This is a genomic window from Ochrobactrum sp. PL_is483, from assembly GCF_055816855.1.
This window is the reverse complement of the sequence record NZ_JBVPGS010000032.1, coordinates 166,145-193,011: the sequence shown is the minus strand read 5'-3', so window position 1 is coordinate 193,011 and position 26,867 is coordinate 166,145. Positions and strand designations below refer to the sequence as shown.

Genomic DNA, 26,867 nt, shown 5'->3' with positions numbered 1-26,867 from the left:
GCACTCATGCAGGCTGTCTTTCCGAACATCGCGCCCGACCGTTACACGCCGCACGCTTTGCATGCCCAGACGCGTATCTGGCCGGAAACCAACTGCTATGTGGATCTGTGGATCGAAGTGCTGGCGACCTTGGGCGTTGCCCCGGAAGCCATGCTCGGCTTCACGCTGACACAGGATTTCGAGGGCGACCAGTTCACCTTCTTCAAGGTGCCCCTGGAAGACCTCGAAGCCCTTTATGGCGTGCGGGCGACAGAGCTTGCGATTTTCGATCGCGTGGAAAGCCATGTCGCCGAGCAGATCGCACGCGGACGGCTTTGCATGGTTGAGATGGATAGCTACTTCATGCCGGATACGCATGGCGTCAGCTATCGTACCGAGCATGGCAAGACCACCATCGCCATCAACCGCATGGACGTCGAACATCGCCAGCTCGATTATTTCCATAATGGCGGTTTCTATCACCTTGAGGGCGAGGATTTCGACGGGGTCTTCCAGCGTCATCTGACTGACGCTGACCTCCCCTTCCTGCCCTATACGGAATTCGCCAAGTTTCCGAAGCATATGCCGGATGAAGCGCATCAGCGACGCGTTGCCGAAATCCTTCTGCCGCGCCATTTTGCCCGCAGGCCGAAGGAAAACCCGATCCGCGCCTTTGCGAGCGCGTTCCCCGCTCAGGTGGAAGCAATCGCGGAACGCCCGTTCGGCTTCTTCCATAAATATGCATTCAATACGCTGCGCCAGCTCGGCGCCAATTTTGAACTTGCGGCAAGTCATCTTGAGTGGCTCGGACAAGGCAAGCGCTTTGCAACAGCCTCCGCAGATGCCTTGCAAATCGCGGAAACGGCAAAGGCCGTTCAGTTCCAGCTTGCCCGTGCCGTCATGCGCAAGAAGTTCGACGCATTGGCCGGCACGCTTCAACCCGCAGCAGATGCCTGGGATCGACTGATGGCAGCGCTTGCCACGGAACTCGGTCGCGATGCCGCTTGAAATCAATCCGACGCGCCGCCCACTCTCGACCGGCTGGCGGCTTGTTCTCAGCGGCCCGGATGCGGCGCAAGTACCGCATCACGTCAAGTCCGATGACAGCATCCATGATGCTCCCGTGCCCGGAACGGTGGCGGAGGCTTTGGAAAGTGCCGGACGTTTCGACCGAAAAAATCCCGCGCCCCTCGACAATCAGGACGCCTGGTATTTCCTCGATATCGAGGAAACACCCGGTCCTGCCACACTGCATTTCGATGGGCTTGCCACCATCTGCGACGTCTTTTTCAACGACGAATTGCTGTTGCAAACCGACAGCATGTTTCTCAAGCATGATCTGCCCGTGACGCTGACCGGCAAGGACGAACTTGCGCTCTGTTTTCGTGCACTCGCGCCCCGTCTTAATCAGAAAGGCCCGCGGGCCCGCTGGCGCACGCAGCTGATGAACACGCAGGGTTTGCGTCTCGTCCGCACGACCGCGCTTGGCTATATGCCGGGCTGGTGTCCGGAAGTTCATGCCGTAGGGCCATGGCGTCCGGTTTCAATCAGCCGTCCCGATGCTGAAACCATATCCGGTATCGCAATTCGGGCAAGATTGAGCGAAACAGGCGATGGCGAACTCGAAGCCAGTTTCAGCTATAGCGGCAAGGCCGAAATACTCACCCTCCGTTGCGCAGGGCAACAGGCCACCTGCGAACACCAGAACGGCGATCAGTGGACTGCGAGACTGACGCTTTCCAATATCGAACCATGGTGGCCACACACCCACGGGAATCCGACGCTTCATGACGTTGAACTTTCGCTCGACGGCGAACTACGCCTGCTGGGGCGCACCGGCTTTCGCCGCATCAAGGTTGATCGGGGGCCGGACGGCAAGGGTTTTGCACTCAGGATCAATGGCGAGAAGATCTTCTGTCGCGGTGCAGTATGGAGTTCAGCCGATAACGTTCGCCTTCCCGGTACGCGCCACGACTACGAACCATGGCTGAAGCTCGCGCAGGAAGCGGGCATGAACATGCTGCGATTGAGCGGCATCACCGCCTATGAAACATCGGATTTCTACGCACTTTGCGATGAGCTGGGCATCATGGTCTGGCAGGACTTCATGTTCGCCAATTTCGATTATCCGGTGAAGGACGAGACATTTGTCGGGAATGTACAGGCCGAAGCGCGTCAGCTTCTCGGCTCTATCGGTCATGCGCCATCGCTGACGGTTCTTTGCGGTGGCAGCGAAATTTACCAGCAGGGCGCGATGATGGGCTTGCCGGAAGCAACCTGGAAAGGTCCGCTTTCCGAGGAAATCCTGCCCGGTATCGCAAACGCGCTTTGCCCGAATATCCCCTATGTGCCGAATTCGCCCTGCGATGGCGCGCTTCCCTTCATCAGCAATGAAGGTGTCAGCCATTATTATGGCGTCAGCGCCTATTGCCGTCCGCTGGAAGATGCACGGCGGGCCGAAGTACGATTTGCGACCGAATGCCTCGCCTTCGCCAACGTGCCGGAAGCACGCACGCTGAAAACCCATCTCGATGTGCCGCCGGTTCACGATCCGCGCTGGAAAGCACGCGTGCCACGTGATCGCGGCGTGTCCTGGGATTTCGAGGATGTGCGCGACGCCTATCTGGAGATGTTATACGGTTACGATCCGGCTCGGCTGCGGCGCGAGGATGTGGAACAATATCTCCACCTTTCCCGCGCCGTCACGGCGGAAGTGATGGAAGCGACCTTTGCCGAATGGAGGCGTCCGGGAAGCACCTGCTTCGGCGGACTTGTCTGGATGTTTCAGGACCTCCTGCCCGGTGCCGGGTGGGGCATGATCGATGCGACCGGCGAGCCCAAGCCCTCGTGGCACGGCCTCAAGCGCGCCTTCCGTCCGCAGCAGGTCGCCTTCACAGATGAAGGCGTCAACGGCCTTGCGATTCATACTCTGAACGAACGGGCAGAAACCGCTGACTTTTCGCTTGAATTAGCGTGTCTGCGTGCTGGTGTGCAGCCGGTGGTTTCGGGCCGTCGTGAAATTTCGATTGGCGGTCGTTCAGCGATCACCATCCCGGCAACTGATCTGTTCGGCGCGTTCTTCGATATCACCTACGCCTATCGCTTCGGCCCCCCGGCGCATGACGTGACAGTGGCGCGATTGAAACGTAATGATATTACTATCGCCGAAGCCTTTCACTTTCCGCTTGGGCGGAAAGAGGCCTTTCATGACGCCACTATCGAAGCCGTACTTGTCGAAGAAAACGGCAACTGGTTCCTTGATCTCACAACGCCGGTTCTGGCTCAATCCGTCAGCATCGATGCTGGCCATTGGCGCGCAGCGGAGAACTGGTTTCACCTTGCGCCCAACGCAACCAAACGCGTCGCCCTTATCCCGCGCATCGAAACACCGGAGAAGCCAACGGGAGAAATTCGCATCGCTGGTTCGTCGCGGATCGTCTGGTTCTGACTATTTCAAGGCCAAGGATATTTCAGGGACAGGGAACGGATCGCGTCGATATATATTTTGCGCGAATGCTCCGGCGTCAGATTATGATCGGCATCGGGAACAATGGCTACCGACACATTGTCGAAGCCTTGCACGCCGCTGCCAGCCTGATCGAAATAGAAATTGAAATGTTCGCGTCCGGTATCCTTTTCAGCATAGACCAGCGCCAGCGGCACCTCGCGCTGCTTCAATTCGCTGAAGGCTGAATAAACCGCCCTCCCTTCCGGCGAGCGGCTGCGCAGAAGCTTGCGTGCCAGCCCGCGAACACGCCCGACAACCCCGCGCGCAAGATTGCGCAGGATGGCGCGGATATCCAGTTCACCGCGGAACAGACGCAGGAATGTTTCGACGCGGAGTGCGCGGCTGCCATAATCCTCCAGCGTGCGATTGCCTTCACGAACGGCATCGTCGACCGAACGTCCCGGTGCCCAGTAAAACGTAACCGGATTGACCAGAATCGCGCCGGAAATCCGCTCATCCTTGACGGCACAGTGGAATCCCATAAACGCACCGCTGCACCGCCCTGCCACGATGGGCCGCCCCCAGCCAAGAGCGTCGAGATAATCAAGGGCTTCGGCAACATCGGCCTCCGGACCATGGGTGTAGAGCACCTGTTCCGGCATGCCGGGATTGGGCGGGCTATCGCCAGCATTGGCAATATCGAAGCGTAGCGAAGCGACGCCTTCCCGCGCGAGCTTGCGCGCCATATCGACGGTGGTGCGGCCCCACCCGATCCGCCGGTCATAGGATGAGGACAGGAACATGACCGTCCGGCCCTGACGCTGGCCCTGAGGCCCGCAGAGAACGCCGGAAAGACGATTGCCCGAGCCGAAAGAAACGGGCGTCTCGACAAAGCCATCGCCGGTCAAGGTGCCGCCGAGGGCGTTTTCGTCCGGCCTGTTTTGTGCGAGCTTGGAGCCTGCAAGTCCAGCCACCCAATCGACAAGCCGGTCCGCGACCTCCAGCGGCAGGCGCGAGATAACGGGGTTCGAAATCAGCTTGTCGTAATCGGCAAAAGCCTCAACCGTCATATCCGCGCCGAGCTTCTCCAGATGCGCCGCGAGTTCGGCATCGTTCGGGCGATCTGTCCGCGCCAGCAGAAGACATTGCGGTGCAGGCGCCACTTCCAATGACAGAAGATTGATCTTCTTCACATCGGCAGCCACCTCTGGCTGCATTGTCAAAGACGCGATGGAAACGCTGTTCTTGATTCTTTGCTCGTCCGTCAGTCCCAGATCGGCATCGACCATGCTCGACCAGACAGCCAGTTCGCGCGTGTAGAACCGTCCGGAAATAACCGGAGCCAGAAGCGCCACTGCCGCAATGCCGTCGATCCGGGCTGCGGTTTCGGCGGCAACCGCCGCACCAAGGCTTTGCCCGATGATAACGACGCGGCTTGCCCCTGAAAGGGCGCGTGCTTTCCGGGCGGCCTCGACCAGCGTAACGCGCCAGAGGTCCATACCTTTTGAAAAATCGATATCGTCGCGTCCGTCGCCGGTGCCGGGCCAGTCAAAACGGAAGGACCCTATGCCCCGCGCCGAAAGCCTGTCAGCGATGATCCGCCAGAACTTTCGCGTCGTGCAAAGTTCCTCAAGCCCCCAGGGACTTGCAAACAGGACAACCGTATCGAAGGCTTGCCCCGCGGGCCGCTCATAAAGCCCGAGCGTATCGCAGAAAACGACAGGGCTGGCGGCAGGCCGCATGATATTTGCCGATTGCCCGAAGGATGTCGTGTGTTCCACCCTGTCATCCATGCCCGATGCATCCCTAATCACAGAAGTACCATCCTGCAATAATGGAAATCGTGCACAGCACCAAGGATTTATCGCAACGTTTGCGAAAGCGTAGCCCTGCCGCACATCAGGCGCGGCAGGCTACAGTCTGAAGATCAGGCCGCTGGCTTGGTCTTTTCACCCTCAAGCAGCTTCTCGTGGCGGAGCAGCATGCCATAGAGATCGCGCGGTTCGTCCGGATCGGCCAGCAGATCCAGCTGTTCGTAAAGTCCGGTATCCTTCAGCTTGTCGCGCACATAGCGCAGAGCCGAAAAATCTTCCGTGGCGAAACCAACGGAATCGAACAGCGTTATCTGACGGGCATCCTTGCGGCCCACAGTCTTGCCGGTGATGACTTCCCAAAGCTCATTGACCGGATAATCTTCCGGCAGTTGCTGGATTTCGCCTTCGATGCGGGTCTGCGGCGGATATTCAACGAAAATATCCGAACGGCGCAGGATATCGCCATGCAGTTCGGTCTTGCCGGGGCAATCGCCGCCGACCGCGTTGATGTGCACACCGGCGCCGACCATATTGTCGGTGAGGATCGTCGCATTGGCCTTGTCGGCTGTGACGGTGGTGATGATGTCCGCTCCCTCGACGGCTTCCTCCACGCTCTTGCAGGCGACGATGTCGAAACCGGCGCCCTGCAGGTTGCGCATGCACTTGGCAGTCGCTTCTCCGTCAAGATCGTAAAGGCGCAGCTTGTCCACACCCAGGATCGCCTTGAACGCCAGCGCCTGAAATTCGCTCTGCGCGCCATTGCCGATAATCGCCATGGTGCGGGCATTCTTCGGTGCCAGATGTTTTGCGGCAACTGCCGAAGTCGCCGCCGTGCGCAGCGCGGTCAGGATGGTCATTTCGGTCAAAAGCATCGGATAGCCGCTGCCCACATCGGCAAGCACGCCGAAAGCCGTAACGGTCTGAAGCCCCTCACGCGTATTTTTCGGGTGGCCGTTGACATATTTGAAGCCATAAAGCGTGCCGTCGCTCGTCGGCATCAGCTCAATCACGCCTTCCTTCGAGTGCGACGCCACACGCGGCGTCTTGTCGAAATTTTCCCAGCGGCGGAAATCTTCTTCGACATAATCGGCGAGCTCCTTGAGGAAGGTCTCGACGCCGACGGAAAGCACCAGCTTCATCATGTGATCGACGCTGACGAAGGGGACGATATTGAGGTTCGGTTGGGTCATCATTGCTCCTTGAGCATTTGGCAGCCAGACGCGCTGCATCAGTAACTGATGGTCGGACGATCCATGACGCTGCGGCCCAGAAGGCTCGCCATCAGGTCCACCATGACGGTGGCAGTGCGCCCGCGCTCATCGAGAAAAGGATTGAGTTCCACCAGATCTAGGCTCGTCACCAGCCCGCTATCATGCAGCATCTCCATGATGAGATGCGCTTCGCGGAAGGTCGCGCCACCCGGTACCGTGGTGCCGACGGCGGGCGCGATGGAAGGATCGAGGAAATCGACGTCGAGACTGACATGCAGAAGTCCGTTTTCCGCCTTCACGCGCTCAAGGAAACGGCGCAGCAGGGCGGCAACGCCGTGCTCGTCGATCAGACGCATGTCATAGACGGCAACTTCCGTTTTCTTGATTGCCTCGCGTTCGGCAGGATCGACGCTGCGAATGCCCAGCATGCAGACATTTTGCGGCTCGACTGGTGCGGCGAGCTTCGGGAAGTAGCCTTCAAAGCCCTTCTGGCCGGTATAGTAAGCGACAGGCGTGCCATGCAGGTTGCCGCTCGTTGTCGTATCCAGTGTGTGGAAATCCGTGTGCGCATCGAGCCACAGGACGAATTGCTTGCGGCCCATTTCAGCCGCTCGGCGCGCGATTCCCGGAACCGTGCCTGCCGCCAGAAGGTGGTCGCCACCAAGAAAGATCGGAAATCCGTCCGCGCTTTCGCGATAGGCTGCCTCGCTGATGGCCTCGATCCAGGCGACAGCCTGCGGAAGCGCCTTGATCGCAGGATTTGGGTGCTCCTGCGGATGCTGCGCCGCAGGGGCCAGATTGCCCAGATCGGTAAACGAGTGGCCAAGTTCCTCGATAGCCGACGCAATACCAGCAGCCCGATAGGAATCGGGACCCATATTGCAGCCCACGCGGCCAGTGCCTTCCTGAACGGGCAGTCCCAGAATCTTGCAATGCATAAATTGGATTCCTTCTAACATCTGTATCGAGATTCATCATTTATGCTTGGCGATGTGAACCAACCGGATTGGCAATTTTAACGGTTTGGTTTATCAGAATGTCGGATTGGCTTTTCAAAATGGAGAAAACATGGACGATCTGGACGAAAAGCTGATTACGCTTTTGCGCCATAACGGGCGACGCAGCATCTCTGATATCGCAATCGATCTTGGCGTTTCACGCGCGACTGTGCGCTCACGCATGGAGCGGCTCGAACAGTCTGGAGACATCATCGGCTATACGGTGATCCTGCGTTCTGACGCTGTCGATCTGCCGGTGCGCGGCATCATGATGATCGAAATTGAAGGCAATGTTGCCGACCGTGTCGTCAAGGCACTTGGCGGCTTCTCGGAGGTTTCAGCCGTCCACACCACCAATGGCCGTTTCGACCTGGTGGTGGAACTGGGCGCGGCCACACTCACCGATTTCGATGCGGTGCTGCGCCGTATCCGGCTGGTGCCGGGCATCAAGGCCAGCGAAACCAATCTGCTGCTGGCAACGCCGCGCTCGACGCGGGCAAGGCTCTGATTACAAAACCCGGCATTTGGTGCCGGGTTTTGCATTTCATGATCAGGCAAGCACCGGATAATCTGTATAGCCCTTCGCGCCGCCGCCATACATATGCTGCTGGTCGAGTTCGTTCAGCGGCGCATTGTCCTTCAGGCGGCGTACCAGATCGGGATTGGCGATGAAGGGCTTGCCGAAAGCAACAACGTCAGCGCGACCGCTTTCAACTTCCACTTCGGCCAGTGCACGGTCATACCCGTTGTTGACCATCCATGCAGCCTTGCCGCCTGCATCGCGATAGACTTGCTTGAGACGCGCATAATCAAAAGGCTGCGGTCCCTGCTGGAAATCACGCGGGCCGCCTGTCGCACCTTCGATGATGTGGATATAGGCCAACCCGTAACCTGCCAGTCTCTCGATCACATAGTCGAAAAGCGGTTGCGGATCGGGATCGGAAGCGTCATTGGCGGGCGTGACCGGAGACAGACGAATGCCGACCTTTCCGGCACCGGCGGCCTTCGTAACAGCGTCCACGACTTCGAACAGGAAACGGGCGCGATTTTCAATCGAGCCGCCATATTCATCGGTGCGGTGATTGCTGCCCGAACGCAGGAACTGATCGATCAGATAGCCGTTTGCAGCATGGATTTCCACGCCGTCGAACCCCGCCACTTCAACCGCATCCTTGGCAGCCTTGCCGTAGGTGGCGACGATTTCCGGCAATTCGCTCTTGTCCAGCGCACGCGGTTCCGAGGTCGGCGCGAATTCGCCCGTCCCGTCCGGATGGACCAGATAAGTCTTCGACTTCGCCGTGATCGCGGAAGGCGCGACCGGCTGGCCACCATTCGGCTGCAAGGTGGTGTGCGAAATGCGGCCCACATGCCACATCTGCACGACGATCTTGCCGCCTGCGCTGTGCACGGCATCGGTCACGCGCTTCCAGCCAGCGAGCTGTTCAGCGGAATAAAGACCCGGAACATCGGCATAGCCCTGTCCCTGATGGCTGATCGGCGTTGCCTCGGTAATAATGAGACCCGCACTAGCACGCTGCTCGTAATAGGTGACGTTAAGATCATTTGGCACGGCGCGCGGTGAGCGATTGCGCGTCAGCGGCGCCATGACAATGCGGTTCGCGAGCTTGAGATCGCCTATGGTAACGGGATCGAACAATGAGGCCATGGATACTTTTCCTTCAAGTGGGAAAGATCGGTTGCAGGATGGATTAAAGATCGGACACAGCTTTGATGAAGGCTGCTATTGCTTCCTCATCGCGCTTGTAGAAGGTCCATTGGCCGACACGGTGGGGCCTGATCAGCCCCGCCTTTGTCAGCACGGACAAGTGAGCTGAAACGGACGACTGGGAGAGGCCGCACCGTTCGAACTGGCCCGCGCACACGCCCATCTCCAGAGGCATGTGCTGGCCGGAGAAATGGTTCTCCGGTTCCTTGAGCCAGCTCAAAATGTCGAGGCGCACCGGATTTGCGAGCGCCTTGAGTATCTCGTCCAGAGGTATGGGCTGAACATCCGACATCGCAGTCACCTCGCTGATCTTCCGATGCATATCGTCATTTCCCGATATAAGTATTGTTTGAATCCGATTTATAAAGATGCAGCCCAATCACATCGGCGTGAACCGCCTTTCCTGTGGAACATCGCCCCTGCCTTGATTGCGCCCGAGAAGCATCCGACTATGTTCGCCGTAATCGTGTAGAATTGGGAAGCATATGGCGGATATTACCAAGCGCATTGCCGGGATCATCGCGGCAGAAATCAACGCAAAACCTGATCAGGCAATTGCGGCTATAAGCCTGCTGGATGAAGGTGCGACCGTGCCCTTTGTCGCGCGCTACCGCAAGGAAGTCACCGGAGGCCTTGATGATACGCAGTTGCGCCAGCTTTCCGAACGCCTCGCCTATCTGCGCGAACTGGAGGCCCGCCGCGCATCGATCCTGGAATCGATCCGCGGTCAGGGCAAACTGACGCCCGAACTCGAACTCAAGATCGCAGGCGTCGAAACCAAGGCCGAGCTGGAAGACCTTTATCTGCCCTACAAGCCGAAGCGCCGCACCAAAGCGGAAATCGCCCGCGAGCGTGGATTGGGGCCGCTTGCCGAGGCAATCCTTGCCGACCGCAGCCTCGTGCCAGCCGAAATCGCCACGCAATACATCACCGCCGATGTTGCCGATGTGAAGGCTGCACTGGATGGCGCGCGCGACATTATCGCAGAAGGTTTTGCGGAAAATGCCGAACTGATCGGCAACCTGCGCAATTATCTGAAGGAGAAGGCCGTTCTGCGCTCGCGTGTCGTGGACGGCAAGCAGGAGGCGGGCGCGAAATTCTCCGATTATTTCGATCATGCCGAGCGCTGGGCCACCGTCGCCGGCCACCGTGCGCTGGCCATGCTGCGCGGGCGCAATGAGGATTTCCTGTCGCTCGACATTGAAATCGACGCCGACGACACCTCGCCTATAAAGCCGGTCGAACGCAAGATCGCTGCCGCCTATAATATCGGCGCAACACTTCCCGGCGACCGCTGGCTGATGGAAGTTGCAGGCTGGGCATGGCGCGTGAAATTGTCGCTTTCCCTGTCGCTCGATCTGATGCGCGACCTGCGTGAGCGCGCCGAAGAAGAAGCCATCAACGTCTTCGCCCGTAACCTCAAGGATTTGCTGCTCGCAGCCCCTGCCGGTTCGCGCGCCACCATGGGACTTGATCCCGGCATCCGCACCGGCGTCAAGGTCGCGGTGGTTGACGGCACGGGCAAGCTGCTCGACACAACGACGGTTTATCCTTTCCCGCCGAAGAACGATGTGCGCGGCACGCAGGCCGAACTCGCAAGCCTCGTCCGCAAGCACAAAATAGAACTGATCGCCATCGGCAATGGCACCGGAAGCCGCGAAACCGAACGGCTTGTCGTGGACATGCTTTCCGACATGCCAGCGCCAAAGCCGCTGAAAGTCATCGTGTCGGAGGCAGGCGCTTCGGTCTATTCGGCGTCCGAAACCGCAGCCGCCGAATTCCCGCAGCTCGACGTATCGCTGCGCGGCGCCGTTTCCATCGCGCGCCGCCTGCAGGACCCGCTCGCGGAACTGGTCAAGATCGAACCAAAATCGATCGGCGTCGGCCAGTATCAGCACGACGTCGATCAATCCCGCCTGGCGCGTTCGCTGGATGCGGTGGTCGAAGACGCGGTGAACGCTGTCGGCGTCGATCTCAACACGGCTTCCGCCTCGCTGCTGGCGCGTGTTTCGGGACTTGGAAAATCTCTCGCCGAAGCAATCGTTGCGCATCGCGATGAAGCCGGAGCCTTCAAGAACCGCAAGGAGCTTTTGAAAGTCGCGCGCCTCGGCAACCGCGCTTTCGAACAATGCGCAGGCTTCCTGCGTATTGCAAACGGCACCGAGCCGCTGGACGCCTCTGCCGTTCACCCGGAAGCCTATGGTGTGGCGAAGAAGATCGTTGCCGCCTGCGGGCGCGATGTGCGCAGCCTCATGGGCGACAGCGCGGCGCTCAAAAGCCTCGACCCGCGTGTTTTCGTGGACGAACGTTTCGGCCTGCCGACCGTGCGCGACATCATTGCCGAACTCGACAAGCCGGGCCGCGATCCGCGCCCGGAATTCAAGACCGCGACCTTTGCCGACGGCATTGACGACATCAAGGACCTGAAACCCGGCATGATGCTGGAAGGAACCGTGACCAATGTTGCGGCCTTCGGCGCTTTCGTGGATATCGGCGTGCATCAGGACGGGCTTGTTCATGTTTCACAGCTTGCCGACCGTTTCGTGAAGGACCCACATGAAGTGGTGAAAGCAGGCGATGTGGTGAAGGTGCGCGTGACGGAAGTGGATGTGCCTCGCAAGCGCATCGGCCTTACGATGCGCAAGGATGGTGGCGAAGCGCCAGCCCCGCGCAACAACGCACAACGCGATCCAAGGCCTGCCAAGAACTTCGCGCCCCAGCGCAAACAGGAGCAGCCATCAACCGGCGGTTTCGGCGCTGCTCTGCTGGAAGCGATGAAGAAGAAGTAAGCCGGACGCTTCCCCTCGCCCTCACCCTGAGCTTGTCGAAGGGTCGAAGGGCGAGGGAAAACGCAAAAACCGCCCCTCTCCTTCGAGACGGCTCCTTTCGCAAAGCTCAAGGAGCCCCTCAGGATGAGGGCTGGGCTGAGCCAAGCTCACGATCAGCCTGTTGGAGTTAAGTTAGATCTTGTTGCCGATCGGAAAGCCCGTCGACACCTTGCGCACCGGCATATCATCGGTCGGAATGATCCAGCCATTGTGGATGGCAATGCGAACTTCATCGCCGTCTTCCAGCCGCACGGGATCGCGCACTTCAAAATGCAGGTGAACATCCGGCTTTGCGAGGGGTGCTGCCTCTATCCGCGAATTACCGCCCCGATAGACGGAGCGTTTGACCCGAACGGGGATGCCGCCCGCTTCGACCAGTTTCAAATCTTCTGATCGCACACAGAGCTGCGCATTGGCGCGCGGCATTTCCGTACCCGAACACCGTACTTGCGCGCGGCTTCCCAGCACCAGCGCTTCGCAGTGTCCCGCTTGCGCAAAAGACACCACTTCCGCAGGCAGCACCATGCCATGTGCGATGAAGGACGCGACCATTTCGCTGGCCGGTTCCTCATAGAGCTTGCGCGGCGTGTCGAACTGCTGAAGCTTTCCATGGTCCAGCACCGCGATACGGTCGGCCAGCGCCATGGCTTCCGCCTGATCGTGGGTGATATAAATGATCGTTGTGCCGGTGCGCTTGTGAAACGCGGCGAACTCGTCTTCCATCGAGGCGCGCAGATGCACGTCGAGATTGGCGAGCGGCTCATCGAACAGAACCAGCGACGGCGCTGCCACCAGACAGCGTGCAAGTGCCACGCGCTGACGCTGCCCGCCGGAAAGATTGGCCGGACGGCGGTCACCGAAACCTTCAAGATCGACCAGCGCCAGCGCTTCCTTCACGCGGCGTTCGCGTTCGACCTTCGCAACTTTTGCTACCCGCAAACTGTAGCCGACATTTTCCGCCACCGTCATATGCGGCCAGAGCGCATAATTCTGGAAGACGATACCGACCTGCCGTTTCTCGGGTGGCACGCTGCCGTCAACATGGGAAACGCGCGTTTCGCCAATATGGATTTCTCCGCCGTCGACGTCTTCAAATCCCGCGATCATACGAAGAAGCGTGGTCTTGCCGCAACCCGATGGTCCGAGAATGGCAACAAACTCGCCATCCTTCACATCGAGAGACACTTGGGACAAGGCCTGAAACTCATTGAAGGTTTTGGAAACCTGGTCGATTTTCAGTCGCGCCATGGCAGGACTCCATTTGGAAGACGCCGCGCAAACAGATTGGTTGCAAGCATCAGCAAGAATGTCACCGCGACGGCCAGAATGGATATGGCCGCAGCATAGGCGGAATCGCCCGCCTGTTCGAAAGAAAACATCACCACCCCCAGCGTTTCCGATCCAGACGCCCAGAGAAGCGCCGAAACCGTCAACTCGCAGAACGCGGTCATGAAAATCAGCACGCCGCCCGCAAGCGTTGCCGGTGCGACAAGAGGAAATATAATCGTACGCAGCCGATAGAAAAGCCCCGCGCCCGCAACACGCGCGGCCTCCTCCATCGCACGGTCGATCTGATGCAGCCCGGCGACCGTCGGCCGCAGCGCCAGTACAAAGAAGCGTGCGAGGTAAGCGAACAGGATGATCCAGAGCGTATTGTAGAGGCTGACGCCGACAACCGGCAGCGGCTTGAGGAACATCAACAGGCAGGCAATGGCCAGCACGACGCCCGGCAGAGCATAAGGCATTTCGGCTGCGAAATTGAGCACCGGTGTCCAGCGACGCTTGCGCCATGCCAGCATATAGGCAAGCGGGACCGCGATCAGGACAGCAAACAACGCTGCCGACAAAGACAGGACCACACTATTGCCAAATGCGCGCGCAGCACCGGCATGTTCCAAAAGGACGAAGCGGAAATTCTCGACCGTCGCCGTCGCAAACGTCAGCGGCACGCCATAGGCCGGGACCAGAGCGGAAAGCGTGAGCCCGATCAGCGGCAAGAAGAGCACGACAACGATCAGCAGCCAGGCGGCCGCTTCCACCGTCACACGCCAGCGACCAAGCGCAAAGGGAGCCGCTGGCAAAGACGTCGAAACAATACGGAAATCACGCCTGCGGGACGCATACTCCTGTGCGGCAATCCCTGCCATGGCGATCAGACCGATCAGCACCGACAGTACGGCAACGCTGGACAGTACGGCTGGTCCTCCACCCGCAAGACGCTGATAGATCAGCGTCGGCAGGACGAGATAGTTCGACGGAATGCCCAGAAAGGCAGGAATGCCGAAATTGCCGACGCAGGAGACAAAGGCAAGTGCTGCCGCACCGATGATCGATGGGGTCATCAGCGGTAGAATGATGGTGCGCAGCACCGTCCATTTGCTGGCACCGGCGCTAAGCCCCGCTTCGACCAACTCGCGCGGCAGTTTGCGCAGGCCAGCACGCACGATGAGGAAAACCAGCGGTCCATATTGCACGCCGAGCAGAAAGATAATGCCCCAGACGGAGTAGAGCGGATTGCGGCTGCCAAGCGGCGGAGCCATGCCGATGATCTTGAGGAACTGGCTCGACGGACCGAAAAGCTGGAGCCAAGCCAGCGCTGTTACCTGTGGAGCGATCAAAAGCGGGGTAACATAGAAAAGCACGAAAACATTGCGCCCGCGCATATTCGTCAGCCCAACAAGCAAAGCCGCGACAATGCCGAACACCAGCGCCAGCAATGTGCCGCCAATGCCGATCTGCAGCGAATGCCATGTCGCCACCCAGGTCGACTGACTTCCAAGTGTTTCCACCAGCGCCGAAGCCGAAAGCTGTCCTTGTGGCGCGACCAGTTCAACCAGCAGTCTGCCCATCGGCAGAAGCGACAGAACCGCCACAATCAGTGTTACGCCAGCAATCAGGGCCGCATCACGGCCCTGAAGGTCTTTTATGATGCGCATCGAAATGCCTTATCCGCCAAACAGCTCGGAGAACTGCTTCTTGTCGACATCAGTCTGATCAAGAACCTTCTGGGTGTCGATAGACATGATGTTGATCTTGGTGCCTTCCGGCAGCCATGCCGGGCGACCGACACCTTCCTTGGCAGGCAGATAACCCTGCTCAAGCGCCAGCTTCTGGCCGTCATCCGACAGGATGAAGTCCACGAACTTCTTGGCGCCATCGACATTCTTGGCGGTCGCCATGATCGCAACCGGTTCAGTCACCGCAGGCACGCCTTCCGAGGGGAAGACAAACTCGATCGGCGAGCCCTTGGCCTTTGCGTTGAGCGCCATGAAGTCAACGAGAATGCCGTATGGCTTTTCGCCGCTGGCGACAGACTTCAGCACAGCGCCATTGCCCTTCACACTTGCCAGTTCATTGGCCTTGAGGTTCTTGAAATAGTCCCAACCAAGGTCCTTGTTGAGCGCGAAGCCGCTCAGGAGATAGGCGGCAGCACCTGAATAAAGCGGGTTCGGCATAACCACCTGCCCCTTGTAGTCGGCCTTGGCGAGATCGGCCCAATGTTCAGGCTTCTGCGCGGCACCCGTATTGTAGGCGATGCCGGTGGTAATCAGCTTGGAGCCGAAATATGTCTTGTCGGCGTCATAGGCATCAGCAGCAAAGCCATCGATCTTGGCTTCCGGATAGGCGAGCAGGCGCTTGTCCTTCTTCAGGCCTTCCATAGTCACGGCATCGGCGATCAGAAGCACGTCGGGCTGCGACGCACCGGCGGCGAATTCGGCGGCAAGCTTGGTGAGGAGTTCGCTCGTGCCGGAACGGAAAATCTGCACTTCCGTTTCCGGATTGGCCTTGCGGAAAGCTTCGACCGTCCGGGTCGCATCCGCTTCCGGCTGCGAGGTATAGAGCGTCAGCGTATCGGCCTGCGCTACGGCGATGGAAAGAGCAAGAAGCGCAGGTACGGCGACGGCCCGCTTCAGCATCTTGTTCATGGGGTTTGCTCCTCGGATTTCGGTGTAATGCTCGCCAGCGTGACCGGCTATGCCGGCACAGTCCTGCCGCGTGCGAACTGATAGCGCACAGATGGTGTCATGGCGAGAGGCACGATCATTTCCATTCATGGTGCACCTGTCAAACATCCTGCGCTCTGAAACACGGAAAGCAGAAAGCCTTCCGGCGGAATCACGTCCATCGGAAGGCTTTTAAGGCATTGAATGTTCAGGGCCATCAGCAATCCGCATCCCTCCTGCATGGAGAAGATGCGCATCGCAATAGAGGAATTGCACTGCGGTTTTATGACAGCCGCACACGCATTCCCGGTAAAAAGATCAACACATCAGATAACCATCCCGGCCACATGGGCGATCTGCGCGCCCGCCTCGTAATAGGCTTCGCGCACGCTCCGGAAATTCTGTTCCTTCGGATCGCTCACCGGCAGCGGCAGATCGGCCTCGGTTATCTCGCCCGATACAAGTTTCGCAAGATGCTTGCCGAAAACCGTTCCGGGCGCAATGCCGCGGCCATTGTAGCCGGAGAAGCCAACCACATTACGGGCAAGGCGATGGAATTTCGGCAGGCTGTCATTGGTCATGCCGATCTTGCCATACCATTCGGTTTCGAACTCGACTTCGCCAATCTGGGGGAATATCCGCCTGAGCGCTTTTTTCGCCCATGCCTTGTGCACCGCAGCACCCGTATTGCGCAGCGCACCGACGCTTCCGAAGACAAGGCGGCCCTGCTGATCGAAACGGAAGGACGAGAGGACTTCCTTCGTGTCCCAGACGCCCTGCCTTTCCGGCAGGATGCTCTTCTTCAGATTGTCGGAGAGCGGCTTTGTAGCCATGTTGAAATAAGGCAGGTGCACCAGTTCGGCGCGCACTTCCGGCCATGGCGCATTGGTATAGGCATTCGTTGCCACAACCACCCAATTGGCCGTTACAGACCCCTTTGCGGTCTTCACGACCCACTTGCCGTTCTTTTCCTCGGCCCCGATCACCGGGCTACCCGTAAATACGGTTGCGCCAGCGGCAATGGCGGCATGGGCAAGCCCGCGAACATAGGCAAGCGGCTGGATGGTACCGGCGCGCAGATCGAGAAGCGAACCCGCATAGGCTTTCGTGCCAACCTTGGCCTCGGTTTCCTTCGCATCCAGGAGCTTCACATTGGCGCCGCGACGCGCCCACTGTTCATAACGATCTTCGAGTTCTTTCAGCCCCTTTTTGCCAACGGCACAATGGAGCGTGCCCTGCTTCTCAACTTCGCAGGCGATCTTATGTTTTTCGATGATCTCGAAGACGAGCTTCGGCGCATTGCCCAGAACGTCGAGCAGGCGATCACCATATTTCTGGCCAAGCACACCGGGCAGATCATCCGGCATGACCCACATGCCAGCGTTCACCAGACCGACATTGCGACCCGAACCGCCATAACCGATCTCGATCCCTTCGAGAACGATGGCCCGCGTGCCTTTTTCGGCCAGATGCAAAGCCGTCGAGAGACCGGTAAAGCCGCCACCCACAATCACCACATCCGCAGTCAGGTCCCCTTGCAGCGCAGTCGTCTTGGGAGCGGCAGGAGCGGTCTTTTCCCAAAGACCATGAGAGCGCGGATCGTTCAGCATCGAGAGCAACCATTTCAAACCGAGCATTTCCAGCAAAAGTGTGAAGCGGTTTTGCGTTCGGAAATGCGTAAAAACAAATAGTTAGAGCGGTTCCCGGTCTTTTAGCGATCGACCGCCCACGTGGAATACAGGCACAATGCCTGACTGTTTCTATTTCACGCCGCGAAAGCCGGTTGGACAGCGTTATTTGCGCAACAATTCATTCCGGTTTGGAATGAACCAGCGGTGAATAATCGGTATTTCCAACCTGCCCGGCAATCCATTGACAGAACACCTGCGTCAGCGGATTTTCCAGTTTCCCTTCCGGCACCACGAGATAATATTCATTTTCCGTGCGCATCGGCTTTTCGAAAAGCAGCACCAACTCGCCACTCCGCAATTCCTGCTCGATCAGGTAAAGCGGCAGAAGCGCAAACCCCATACCCGCCAACGCCGCGCCGATTACCATCGAGAACTGGTCGAATCTGTGCCCGCGATAAGCCGACTGGCCTTCGACCCCGCAGCTTTCAAACCATTGCGCCCACATTTTGGGCCGCGTCGCAAGATGCAGCAGGGGCTCGCTTTCAAGCTCTTCCGGCGCGGACGGGTGACGGGCCTTCAACAGGCTCGGGCTGGCGACCGGAACGATCACTTCGCTGCACAGGAACGAGCAGGTGGCATGTGCCCAGACCGGCTGTCCATAATGGATCGCCAGGTCAAAAGGCTGTTCCTCGAAGTCGAAGACGCCGGAACGGGACGCGACATTGAGCGCAATTCCGGGGTGTTTTTCAACGAAGTCGGGAATGCGGGGCATCAGCCATCGGGTGCCAAAAGTTGGCAGGGTGGCAATGCTGAATGACGAGGTTGACTGCGCCGAGGCCATGGCCCTCAGCATCGTGTCCTCGGTCTGGTTCAAAAGGCGCCGCACTTCCGGCAGGAATTTCCGGCCGGCATCGGACAAAAGGATTCGCTGACGAATACGCTCGAACAGCAGAACGCCAAGCTGGCTTTCAAGATCCTTGATCTGGCGGCTCACCGCGCTCTGGGTGAGATTGAGCTCATGTGCGGCCTGCGTGAAACTTCCGTGGCGGGCAGCGCATTCGAAGGCCTGCAACGTGGCGATGTCCGGGATCAATCTCCTGCTCAGCTTCATTCCATTCTCGCATTAACATAGTTGCTTTCGTCGCAAGCATAACCGCAAAACGGTCTATATGATACATTTTCATCATAATCCATGCATGTTCCTCCCAAGCACAACATGCATCGCCCCAAGATGCCCCATTCGACGGAAATTTTCGCAATGAAAGACCAGAAATTCGTTTCGCCGGATGCCATTCGCTCCGCTTTCTCGGCAGCAATGTCGGCCATGTACAAGGAAGAAGTGCCCGCCTATGGCACATTGATGGAACTCGTCGCCGATGTGAATGCCAAGGTGCTGGCGGATGACAGCCACTTGCATGAACGCCTGACCGAAACGGATTCGCTCGAGCGCATTTCGGAAGAACGCCATGGGGCGATCCGCCTCGGCACCGCCGCCGAGCTTTCCATGATGCGCCGCGTCTTCGCGGTGATGGGCATGTTCCCGGTCGGCTATTACGATCTGAGCGCCGCTGGCGTGCCGGTCCACTCCACCGCCTTCCGCCCGGTCGATGACGCCGCCTTGAAACACAATCCCTTCCGTGTCTTCACCTCGCTGTTGCGTCTCGACCTCATTGCCGATGAAAAGCTGCGCGCAGAATCGGAAGAAGTTCTGTCGAAGCGCAATATCTTCACCGCCGGAGCCGTCGCTTTGGTGGAGAAGGCTGAAGCCGAAGGCGGCCTTAACGATGACGATGCCAAAACCTTCGTCGCTGAAGTGCTGGAAACCTTCCGCTGGCACGACCGCGCCAATGTCAGCGCCGAACTTTATCATCGCCTGCATGACGCACACCGCCTGATCGCCGATGTCGTGTCGTTCAAGGGGCCGCATATCAATCACCTGACGCCGCGCACGCTCGACATCGACGCCGTCCAGGCCCAGATGCCGGAACGCGGCATTAACCCGAAGGCCGTCGTGGAAGGTCCGCCGACCCGCAACTGCCCGATCCTCCTGCGCCAGACCTCGTTCAAGGCGCTGGAAGAGGAAGTCTCCTTCATCGGCAGCAATGGCGAATGGACACCCGGCTCGCATACCGCCCGTTTCGGCGAGATCGAGCAGCGCGGCGTGGCGCTGACGCCGAAGGGTCGTGCGCTTTACGACAAGCTTCTCAACGACACTCGCGCAATTGCCCGCCCTGCTCCCGATGGCTCGAATGCGGCTGAGTATGTAAAGGCTCTGGGCGACACGTTCGCCGCTTTCCCCGACACTTGGGCAGGCATTCGCGAACAGGGCCTTGGCTACTTCGCCTATACGGTCAAGGATGCTGCAAAGCTTGAAGCTTTCAAGCCGGGTACCGATATCGAGGTTCTGATTGAAGCTGGCGCCGTCCAGTTCGACCCGATCATCTATGAGGACTTCCTGCCGGTCAGCGCTGCCGGTATATTCCAGTCCAATCTGGGTGACGATGAAACACAGGAATTTGTCGAAAGCCCCAACCAGAAGCGTTTCGAGGATGATCTGGGCGCGAAAGTGCTCAATGAATTCGAGCACTATGCCCGCATCGAACGCGAATCCATCGAAGCCGTACAGGCAGGCCTGAAGGGCCTCGAAGCGGCAGAATAAACGCATAACCCCGAAGAGTTGCAGACTTTTCGGACTGGATTATGCGCAAACAACTCAGACAGAGAGGAAAGCCATGAACACCGCTGTTAGAAAAATCGACGTGAAGAAGGAAGCAGCAGAACTGCTTTCCAAGCTTGGTGTCGATGCTTCCGCCTATACGGGCGGCGACCTTGCCGGTTTCAGCCCCGTTTCAGGCGAACAGATTGCTGCGGTCAAGACTCACAGCAAGGACGACGCAGTCAAGATCATCGACAAGGCTGACGAAGCTTTCCGCGCATGGCGCACTGTTCCGGCACCGAAGCGCGGCGAACTGATCCGTCTTCTCGGCGAAGAACTGCGCGCTTCCAAGGAAGACCTTGGCCGCCTTGTTTCGCTCGAAGCCGGTAAGATTCCTTCTGAAGGCCTCGGCGAAGTGCAGGAAATGATCGACATCTGCGATTTCGCAGTCGGTCTGTCGCGCCAGCTCTACGGTCTCACCATCGCCACCGAACGCGCTGGCCATCGCATGATGGAAACCTGGCATCCGCTCGGCGTTGTCGGCGTTATCTCGGCCTTCAACTTCCCCGTAGCCGTGTGGTCGTGGAACGCCGCCCTTGCAATCGTCTGCGGCAACTCCGTTGTCTGGAAGCCGTCTGAAAAGACCCTCCTGACCGCTCTTGCCTGCGATGCGATCTTCAAGCGCGCGCTGAAGCGCTTCGGCGAAGCACCGGAAGGCATCTCGCTGCTTCTGCTCGGTGATCGTGAAATCGGTGAAGTCCTCGTCGACAGCCCGAAGGTTCCTGTCGTTTCAGCAACCGGTTCGACCCGCATGGGCCGCGAAGTCGGTCCGCGCCTTGCCAAGCGTTTTGCTCGCGCAATCCTTGAACTCGGCGGCAACAATGCTGGCATCGTCTGCCCGTCGGCCGATCTCGATATGGCGCTGCGCGCAATCGCTTTCGGCGCAATGGGCACCGCTGGCCAGCGTTGCACCACGCTGCGTCGTCTCTTCGTCCATGAAAGCGTTTACGACGCTCTCGTCCCGCGTCTCCAGAAGGCATATGCCAGCGTCACTGTTGGTTCGCCGCTCGAAACCAGCGCTCTGGTCGGTCCGCTGATCGACAAGGTTGCCTTCGACAACATGCAGAAGGCGCTCAAGGAAGCAGCTGCACACGGCGGCAAGGTACAGGGCGGCGAACGGGTCGATGCTGGCCATGAAAACGCTTACTACGTGCGTCCGGCTATCGTCGAAATGCCGAAGCAGGAAGGCCCGGTTCTCGAAGAAACCTTCGCCCCGATCCTCTACGTCATGAAGTATTCCGACTTTGATGATGTTCTGGCTCAGCACAATGCGGTTGGCGCAGGCCTGTCGTCCTCGATCTTCACGCTCAACCTGCAGGAAGCAGAACGCTTCCTTTCGGTTGAAGGTTCGGATTGCGGCATTGCAAACGTCAATATCGGCACGTCTGGTGCTGAAATCGGCGGCGCATTCGGCGGCGAAAAAGAAACCGGCGGTGGTCGTGAATCGGGTTCGGATGCGTGGAAGGCCTATATGCGCCGCGCAACCAACACCATCAACTACTCGAAGGCTCTGCCGCTCGCACAGGGCGTTTCCTTCGATATCGACTGATCGGTCTCATTATAGATCATAGAGAAAACCCCGCTTCGGCGGGGTTTTTTTTATGAGTCGCAACGTATTGACCGGTTGAGATTTTTGCAGTGACGCAGCGAAAATGACGCTTTCTCGAGAACCGGAGCGGAGTGTACTTTAGGTACATGAGCACCGGAAGCGCAGAGAAGCGCCATTTGCAGACCGTCAGTGCGTAAATATCGACCGGTCAATCACCCCATGCGTTCGGAGGCGAACGACCCTGGGCTAGCCGGGAAGACGACGGTGCGATTGCCGTTGAGGAATGAGCGGTGATGGATATGCGCGTGGACTGCACGCGCCAGAACCTGCGCTTCCACGTCGCGTCCGATCGACACGTAATCAGCCGCGCTCTGCGCGTGCGTGATGCGCGCCACGTCCTGCTCGATGATCGGACCTTCATCGAGGTCTGCGGTCACATAATGCGCTGTCGCGCCAATCAGCTTAACGCCACGCTCATAAGCCTGCTTATACGGGTTTGCCCCCTTGAAGGACGGCAGGAACGAGTGGTGGATATTGATGATCCTGCCCGACATCTTCTGGCAAAGCTGGTCGGACAGAACCTGCATGTAACGCGCAAGAACCACCAGTTCCGTGCCAGTATCTTCCACGATATCCATGAGGCGCTGCTCGGCCTCCGGCTTGTTGGCCTTGGTGACGGCGATGTGGTGGAAAGGAATGTCGTGATTGACGACAACCTTCTGATAATCGAAATGGTTCGACACCACGCCGACAATATCGATCGGCAGCGCGCCGATCTTCCAGCGATACAGAAGATCGTTCAGGCAATGGCCGAAACGCGAGACCATCAGCAATGTCTTGGTGCGGTGGGCATTGTCGTGGAATTCGAAATTCATTTCAAACGGAGCTGCCACCGGTGCAAAGCCGTCACGCAGCACGTCAAGCGCCACGCCTTCTTCGGAGATAAAGCTGACGCGCATGAAGAAGCGACCGGTGTCCAGATCGTCGAACTGGGCGCTATCGATGATGTTGCAACCCTTGCCGGCAAGATAACCCGAAATCGCGGCAACGATACCGCGGGTGGACTTGCAGGTGACGGTCAGGACAAAATTATGCATCGGACTTCCTCAAATTTTCGAAGGCGCAAGCCAGGGCGACCACACCGCGAACCTAATCCACGAAGCGGCCCCGGCCATGCCAGAATGCGTAATGCACTGACGGGATTGCGCTATCAAGCGACTTTGGAAGAAAGATTGTCCGATTTTGTTCCAGGCCGCATCCCGAGTTCGGGAATGCGGGCCAGCTTCAAAGATGCGGGTTGCGGTTACGATAACGGGCGACCAGCGAACGGTTCACATCGCCGGAGCCCGGCATGTTGGCGCTGAGATAAATCGGTGCATCGCCCTCCCCTACCAGCCTTGCCGCCACATCGGCAAAAATGGCGTTGAGAATGGTCACACCAAGCGCGGTCGAAACCGGGCCGACTTTCAAGCTACTGCCTTTCACTTCCAGCACCGCATCGCCCGCTGGCGCGTTATTGTCCAGAACGACATCGGCCAGAGAAAGCAATTGCGTGCGCCCCTTGGCGATGGCGTTGGAATAGGTGACGGAGGTGACCGCAATAACGGCAGCTCCCTTCTCACGCGCAAAGCGTGCTGCCTCGATGGGAGCGGCATTGACGCCGGAATTCGACACGACGATCAGCACGTCGCCCTCGCGAATGCCATAGCGCTCGAGAATTGGCAGCACAGCCCCTTCGATCCGCTCGAAATGCGAGCTTGCCACTGCACCATCCTGCAGCATGATAGCCCCGCAAAGAATAGGCACAGTGATCGCCAGTCCGCCTGCACGATAATGCAGCTCTTCCGCCATCATATGCGAATGGCCGGTGCCGAACACATAAACCCGGTGATCCGACTTGGCCGCAGTGGTAATGAGTTCCGCGGCCTTGGCCATCGGATCGGCAAGACGATCCCGCAGACCAGAGAGCCGGGCGATCAGATCATTGAAATAACGATCGGTGATTTCCGTCATCGGCTTTACCCCGCGATCTGCTTTTCACCCGAAAGCCACGTGGCTTTCGCAAACAACCCGTCGTCAAGATGGACCGCATCCATTCGCATGCCGGGGCGGAACGTACCGCGATCATCGAGACGCAGATAGCGTGCGGGATAGTGGCTGGCCATGCGCAGTGCCTCGGCCAGCGTCAACTCCAGTTCGGCCACGCCAAAACGAACAGCCGACGCCATGTCGAGATCGGAACCGGCTATGGTGCCATCCGCCAGCACGAGCTTGGAGCAGATGCCGCCTGGCACGCGACGAACGGCACGCCCGTTGATCTCGAAGCTTTCAGAGTCCGAGCCGACCAGGGCCATCGCATCCGTCACGAAAAACAGATGCGCGTCGCCGCGCTGTGCCCTGAGCGCAAGCCGCAGCGCCATCGGATCGACATGGTGACCATCGGCAACGATACCGCACCAGATGTCGGGATGATCAAGCGCCGCGCCCGCGAGGCCCGGCGCTCGGTGGCCGATCTGGCTCATGGCATTGAAAAGATGGGTGACGCTGCGCGCACCCGCATCGAAGCGCTTGAACGCTTCCTCGGCGGTCGTGTCGCTGTGGCCGATGCTGACTATCACACCCGCATCGCTCAACCGGCGCACCTGATCTGGCGTGACCTGCTCGGCTGCAAGCGTAACCAGCAAGGTGCCGACCTGTTTGGCTGTATGGCTATAGAGCGCAATATCGGCATCATTGACGGGGCGCATCAGCTCCGCCAGATGCGCGCCCTTCCGCGCCGGGGCCAGATGCGGCCCCTCAAGATGCAGGCCGGCAACGCCCTTGTCGGCCTTGACCGCTTCAATCGCCGCTTCGATGGCGCGGTCGCGCACCGGCATGGTATCGGTGATGAGGGTCGGCAGAAGGCTCGTCGTTCCATATTTGCGATGCCCCTTGGCAATCGTGAACATGGTGTCAGGCGTCGGCTCGTCATTGAGCATGCGCCCGCCGCCGCCATTGACCTGGGCATCGATGAAGCCGGGCGCAAGAACGCCGCCATTCAGACGCTCAACATCATGTGCCTCGCCCAGCGAGGCTTCCGGCACAATGGCGTCGATCCGGCCATCGCTGAACACCAGCGCGCTCTGGTCGTGAAAGCGCTCGCCGTCGAAGATGCGCGCCCCGGTTATTGCTGATTTTTTCGTCATACCGTCACCGTAACCTTGTTGAGATTGCGCGGCTTGTCGGGATCAAAACCCTTGCGGCGCGTAACCGCTTCGATAACGCGGTAGTAGTTGATGAGGGAAACCAGAGGATCGAGATGGGCATTGCCTGTGCTTGCCGACGGCAGGCGGTAGCCTGGCGTCGGCGCATCGGACAGCGACACGATGCTCGCCCCGAATGAATGCAGCCGCTTCAGGGCCTGCATGTTGGTGTCGAAGGCTTCGTCTTGCGGCAGGAAGGAAACAATCGGGAACCCCTCTTCCACCAGCCGCATCGGGCCGTGCATAAGTTCGGCCAGAGAGAAGGCTTCGGCATGGATATTCGCGGTTTCCTTTGCTTTCAGAGCAGCTTCGAGTGCAATCGCAAAGGCCGTTCCCCGGCCGCCGGTATAAAGCGAACGCGCATTGAACAGAAGGTTTTCAACCGCTTCGCGGCCATCGGGCCGTGTTGCGGCAAGCGCTTCCGGCAGGCGTTGCAGCCCAGCCTGCAGGCTTGTATCACCGCTGGCCGACGCGACCACGCCCGACAGGGCGGCGACTGCGGCAATAAACGATTTGGTCGCAGCAACGCTTTTTTCTTCACCGGCATGGAGCGCCAGCACAACATCGGCGGCGTTACCAAGCGGGCTATCGACGACGTTCACAACGGCAATTGTCGTTGCACCGCCCTTTTTGGCAGCTTCCTGCGCCGCGACAATATCGGGGCTGGCACCCGACTGCGAAACGGTGAAATGCAGTCCGTTCTTGAGCTTCAGCTTGGAGCCATAGACAGACGCCACCGAAGGCCCAATGGAAGCCACCGGAATACCCATCGTGATTTCCATCAGATATTTGAAGAATGTTGCCGCATGGTCAGACGAGCCGCGCGCGGCGGTAGTGATGACGGCAGGTTCGCTTTTCTGGAAAATGCGCGCGATTTCCGCGAGTGTGCCTGCCTCCTTTTCAAGCAGACCGGCGACAACGGCTGGCGACTGTTTGGTTTCCTGCAGCATCAGGGAGGAAGGGCTGTTCATGGTCATTCTCCAATTTTCAGTTCCGCGACGAAGTCATAAGCATCGGCGCGATAATGCGAACGGGTATATTCGACGATCCGGTCGTCTTCGAGATGCGAGACGCGCTCGATCAAAAGTGCAGGCGCTCCGCGATGCACGCCAAGGAGGCGGGCTATACCGGGATCGAGTGTAACGGCTGTCAGGCGCTGCAAGGCGCGAACCGGCTTGTGGCCGCGCCGTGCCAAAGCGCCATAAAGCGAGGTTTCATCGACGCGATCCTGATCCAGAAAATGGCGCGGAACCACCGCGCGCTCAAAGGCCATCGGCACACCATCGGCAAGACGCAGACGATCCAGCCGCACCACAGTCGTATCGACACCAATCCCCAGCCGGAAGGCTTCGTCTGGCGATGGCCTATCGATTTTATTGGTGACGACACGGGCTCCCGGCTCCTTGCCGCGTGACAGCATGTCCTCTGAAAACGAAGTCAGGCGCCACAAATGCTGGCTGATGCGTGCCGGGCGTTCCGCGACGAAGGTGCCGCTGCCGCGCCGCGCTTCCACCACACCCTGGGTCAGCAATTCCTTATAGGCATTGCGAACGGTGATACGGCCGACGCCAAGCTGCTCTGCCAAATCGCGCTCCGGCGGGAGCCCCACAGCGGGCGCAAGCTGCCCTTCCTCGATCAGTTCACCGAGAATCCGCGCAAGGTTCCGGTAAAGCGGCCCTGTCAGCTGCGGATCGTGCAAACCGCGCTCTTCAATGGCCGTGATCAATGTGGTTCTATTCATGGCTGACATAATAGAACCTATATAGAACCAATAGCAAGTG

Annotated in this window: 21 protein-coding genes; 6 read left to right on the top strand and 15 right to left on the bottom strand. The window is 58.9% G+C overall.

The features are described 5' to 3' along the window. Window positions 1–6: 6 nt before the first annotated feature. Entirely contained in the window at window positions 7–987 is a 981-nt protein-coding gene (locus tag AC0TNJ_RS09455) for a DUF1839 family protein (RefSeq protein ID WP_473771007.1), read from the top strand. Beyond that, window positions 977–3,427, top strand: coding sequence for a glycoside hydrolase family 2 protein (locus AC0TNJ_RS09450; protein WP_473770940.1), 2,451 nt, complete (start codon window positions 977–979; stop codon window positions 3,425–3,427). Before AC0TNJ_RS09455 ends, AC0TNJ_RS09450 begins: the two co-directional genes overlap by 11 nt. Before the next feature lie 5 nt (window positions 3,428–3,432). Here the strand turns inward: AC0TNJ_RS09450 and AC0TNJ_RS09445 are convergent, their stop codons facing one another. From AC0TNJ_RS09445 to rocF, 3 genes are all read right to left on the bottom strand, one after another. After that, entirely contained in the window at window positions 3,433–5,220 is a 1,788-nt protein-coding gene (locus tag AC0TNJ_RS09445; RefSeq protein WP_473770939.1) for an alpha/beta fold hydrolase, read from the bottom strand. Window positions 5,221–5,354: 134 nt separating this feature from the next. Then, window positions 5,355–6,431 carry an ornithine cyclodeaminase gene (locus AC0TNJ_RS09440; RefSeq protein ID WP_473769712.1) on the bottom strand — a complete coding sequence of 359 codons (1,077 nt, stop codon included), beginning with the start codon at window positions 6,429–6,431 and terminating at the stop codon, window positions 5,355–5,357. A gap of 38 nt (window positions 6,432–6,469) precedes the next feature. After that, window positions 6,470–7,390 carry an arginase gene (gene rocF / locus AC0TNJ_RS09435; protein WP_473770938.1) on the bottom strand — a complete coding sequence of 307 codons (921 nt, stop codon included), beginning with the start codon at window positions 7,388–7,390 and terminating at the stop codon, window positions 6,470–6,472. Window positions 7,391–7,520: 130 nt separating this feature from the next. Here rocF and AC0TNJ_RS09430 point away from each other — a divergent pair, with 130 nt between their 5' ends. Beyond that, window positions 7,521–7,958, top strand: coding sequence for an Lrp/AsnC family transcriptional regulator (locus AC0TNJ_RS09430; RefSeq protein ID WP_122001350.1), 438 nt, complete (start codon window positions 7,521–7,523; stop codon window positions 7,956–7,958). 42 nt (window positions 7,959–8,000) lie between these two features. Here the strand turns inward: AC0TNJ_RS09430 and AC0TNJ_RS09425 are convergent, their stop codons facing one another. Then, window positions 8,001–9,116: an alkene reductase gene (locus tag AC0TNJ_RS09425; protein WP_122001351.1), complete on the bottom strand. Its 1,116-nt coding sequence runs from the start codon at window positions 9,114–9,116 to the stop codon at window positions 8,001–8,003. A gap of 43 nt (window positions 9,117–9,159) precedes the next feature. Further along, on the bottom strand, window positions 9,160–9,468 hold the full coding sequence (locus AC0TNJ_RS09420; RefSeq protein WP_122001508.1) for an ArsR/SmtB family transcription factor: 309 nt from the start codon (window positions 9,466–9,468) through the stop codon (window positions 9,160–9,162). A 193-nt stretch (window positions 9,469–9,661) separates the two neighbouring features. Here AC0TNJ_RS09420 and AC0TNJ_RS09415 point away from each other — a divergent pair, with 193 nt between their 5' ends. Continuing rightward, the gene (locus tag AC0TNJ_RS09415; RefSeq protein WP_473770937.1) at window positions 9,662–11,965 is read left to right on the top strand and encodes a Tex family protein; all 2,304 of its coding nucleotides are present in this window, start codon (window positions 9,662–9,664) and stop codon (window positions 11,963–11,965) included. 171 nt (window positions 11,966–12,136) lie between these two features. Here the strand turns inward: AC0TNJ_RS09415 and AC0TNJ_RS09410 are convergent, their stop codons facing one another. The 5 genes from AC0TNJ_RS09410 to AC0TNJ_RS09390 all read right to left on the bottom strand — a co-directional run bounded on the left by AC0TNJ_RS09410 (window position 12,137) and on the right by AC0TNJ_RS09390 (window position 18,690). Continuing rightward, a complete protein-coding gene (locus AC0TNJ_RS09410; RefSeq protein ID WP_473770936.1) occupies window positions 12,137–13,252 on the bottom strand; it encodes an ABC transporter ATP-binding protein in 1,116 nt (371 codons plus the stop codon). Next, entirely contained in the window at window positions 13,240–14,940 is a 1,701-nt protein-coding gene (locus tag AC0TNJ_RS09405; RefSeq protein ID WP_473770935.1) for an ABC transporter permease, read from the bottom strand. The genes AC0TNJ_RS09410 and AC0TNJ_RS09405 overlap by 13 nt, the downstream gene beginning before the upstream one ends. Window positions 14,941–14,949: 9 nt before the next feature. Further along, window positions 14,950–15,930: an ABC transporter substrate-binding protein gene (locus AC0TNJ_RS09400; RefSeq protein WP_473770934.1), complete on the bottom strand. Its 981-nt coding sequence runs from the start codon at window positions 15,928–15,930 to the stop codon at window positions 14,950–14,952. Window positions 15,931–16,274: 344 nt separating this feature from the next. Further along, window positions 16,275–17,558, bottom strand: a complete 1,284-nt coding sequence (locus AC0TNJ_RS09395; RefSeq protein ID WP_473771006.1) for an NAD(P)/FAD-dependent oxidoreductase — start codon at window positions 17,556–17,558, stop codon at window positions 16,275–16,277. 199 nt (window positions 17,559–17,757) lie between these two features. After that, window positions 17,758–18,690 (bottom strand): LysR family transcriptional regulator, encoded by a 933-nt coding sequence (locus AC0TNJ_RS09390; RefSeq protein WP_122001356.1) that lies wholly within the window; start codon window positions 18,688–18,690, stop codon window positions 17,758–17,760. A gap of 147 nt (window positions 18,691–18,837) precedes the next feature. Here AC0TNJ_RS09390 and hglS point away from each other — a divergent pair, with 147 nt between their 5' ends. Both hglS and amaB read left to right on the top strand, forming a co-directional pair. Continuing rightward, on the top strand, window positions 18,838–20,238 hold the full coding sequence (gene hglS / locus AC0TNJ_RS09385) for a 2-oxoadipate dioxygenase/decarboxylase HglS (RefSeq protein WP_473770933.1): 1,401 nt from the start codon (window positions 18,838–18,840) through the stop codon (window positions 20,236–20,238). Window positions 20,239–20,311: 73 nt separating this feature from the next. Next, complete coding sequence (gene amaB, locus AC0TNJ_RS09380) at window positions 20,312–21,844, top strand: L-piperidine-6-carboxylate dehydrogenase (RefSeq protein WP_122001357.1); 1,533 nt, start codon at window positions 20,312–20,314, stop codon at window positions 21,842–21,844. 212 nt (window positions 21,845–22,056) lie between these two features. Here amaB and purU read toward each other — a convergent pair whose 3' ends face one another. From purU to AC0TNJ_RS09355, 5 genes are all read right to left on the bottom strand, one after another. Continuing rightward, window positions 22,057–22,941, bottom strand: coding sequence for a formyltetrahydrofolate deformylase (gene purU / locus AC0TNJ_RS09375; protein WP_473769719.1), 885 nt, complete (start codon window positions 22,939–22,941; stop codon window positions 22,057–22,059). Between the two features lie 187 nt (window positions 22,942–23,128). Continuing rightward, window positions 23,129–23,857, bottom strand: a complete 729-nt coding sequence (locus tag AC0TNJ_RS09370; protein ID WP_473770932.1) for an SIS domain-containing protein — start codon at window positions 23,855–23,857, stop codon at window positions 23,129–23,131. 5 nt (window positions 23,858–23,862) lie between these two features. Then, window positions 23,863–25,029, bottom strand: coding sequence for an N-acetylglucosamine-6-phosphate deacetylase (gene nagA, locus AC0TNJ_RS09365; RefSeq protein WP_473770931.1), 1,167 nt, complete (start codon window positions 25,027–25,029; stop codon window positions 23,863–23,865). After that, entirely contained in the window at window positions 25,026–26,057 is a 1,032-nt protein-coding gene (locus tag AC0TNJ_RS09360; protein ID WP_473770930.1) for an SIS domain-containing protein, read from the bottom strand. The genes nagA and AC0TNJ_RS09360 overlap by 4 nt, the downstream gene beginning before the upstream one ends. A 2-nt stretch (window positions 26,058–26,059) precedes the next feature. Beyond that, window positions 26,060–26,827, bottom strand: a complete 768-nt coding sequence (locus tag AC0TNJ_RS09355; protein ID WP_122001512.1) for a GntR family transcriptional regulator — start codon at window positions 26,825–26,827, stop codon at window positions 26,060–26,062. Between the last annotated feature and the right edge of the window lie 40 nt (window positions 26,828–26,867).

Coding starts and splice junctions, on each gene's coding strand:
- AC0TNJ_RS09455 (WP_473771007.1), top strand. CDS start 7: ATGCAGGCTGTCTTTCCGAACATCGCGCCCGACCGTTACACGCCGCAC.
- AC0TNJ_RS09450 (WP_473770940.1), top strand. CDS start 977: ATGCCGCTTGAAATCAATCCGACGCGCCGCCCACTCTCGACCGGCTGG.
- AC0TNJ_RS09445 (WP_473770939.1), bottom strand. CDS start 5,220: ATGGATGACAGGGTGGAACACACGACATCCTTCGGGCAATCGGCAAAT.
- AC0TNJ_RS09440 (WP_473769712.1), bottom strand. CDS start 6,431: ATGACCCAACCGAACCTCAATATCGTCCCCTTCGTCAGCGTCGATCAC.
- rocF (WP_473770938.1), bottom strand. CDS start 7,390: ATGCATTGCAAGATTCTGGGACTGCCCGTTCAGGAAGGCACTGGCCGC.
- AC0TNJ_RS09430 (WP_122001350.1), top strand. CDS start 7,521: ATGGACGATCTGGACGAAAAGCTGATTACGCTTTTGCGCCATAACGGG.
- AC0TNJ_RS09425 (WP_122001351.1), bottom strand. CDS start 9,116: ATGGCCTCATTGTTCGATCCCGTTACCATAGGCGATCTCAAGCTCGCG.
- AC0TNJ_RS09420 (WP_122001508.1), bottom strand. CDS start 9,468: ATGTCGGATGTTCAGCCCATACCTCTGGACGAGATACTCAAGGCGCTC.
- AC0TNJ_RS09415 (WP_473770937.1), top strand. CDS start 9,662: ATGGCGGATATTACCAAGCGCATTGCCGGGATCATCGCGGCAGAAATC.
- AC0TNJ_RS09410 (WP_473770936.1), bottom strand. CDS start 13,252: ATGGCGCGACTGAAAATCGACCAGGTTTCCAAAACCTTCAATGAGTTT.
- AC0TNJ_RS09405 (WP_473770935.1), bottom strand. CDS start 14,940: ATGCGCATCATAAAAGACCTTCAGGGCCGTGATGCGGCCCTGATTGCT.
- AC0TNJ_RS09400 (WP_473770934.1), bottom strand. CDS start 15,930: ATGAACAAGATGCTGAAGCGGGCCGTCGCCGTACCTGCGCTTCTTGCT.
- AC0TNJ_RS09395 (WP_473771006.1), bottom strand. CDS start 17,558: ATGCTGAACGATCCGCGCTCTCATGGTCTTTGGGAAAAGACCGCTCCT.
- AC0TNJ_RS09390 (WP_122001356.1), bottom strand. CDS start 18,690: ATGAAGCTGAGCAGGAGATTGATCCCGGACATCGCCACGTTGCAGGCC.
- hglS (WP_473770933.1), top strand. CDS start 18,838: ATGAAAGACCAGAAATTCGTTTCGCCGGATGCCATTCGCTCCGCTTTC.
- amaB (WP_122001357.1), top strand. CDS start 20,312: ATGAACACCGCTGTTAGAAAAATCGACGTGAAGAAGGAAGCAGCAGAA.
- purU (WP_473769719.1), bottom strand. CDS start 22,941: ATGCATAATTTTGTCCTGACCGTCACCTGCAAGTCCACCCGCGGTATC.
- AC0TNJ_RS09370 (WP_473770932.1), bottom strand. CDS start 23,857: ATGACGGAAATCACCGATCGTTATTTCAATGATCTGATCGCCCGGCTC.
- nagA (WP_473770931.1), bottom strand. CDS start 25,029: ATGACGAAAAAATCAGCAATAACCGGGGCGCGCATCTTCGACGGCGAG.
- AC0TNJ_RS09360 (WP_473770930.1), bottom strand. CDS start 26,057: ATGAACAGCCCTTCCTCCCTGATGCTGCAGGAAACCAAACAGTCGCCA.
- AC0TNJ_RS09355 (WP_122001512.1), bottom strand. CDS start 26,827: ATGAATAGAACCACATTGATCACGGCCATTGAAGAGCGCGGTTTGCAC.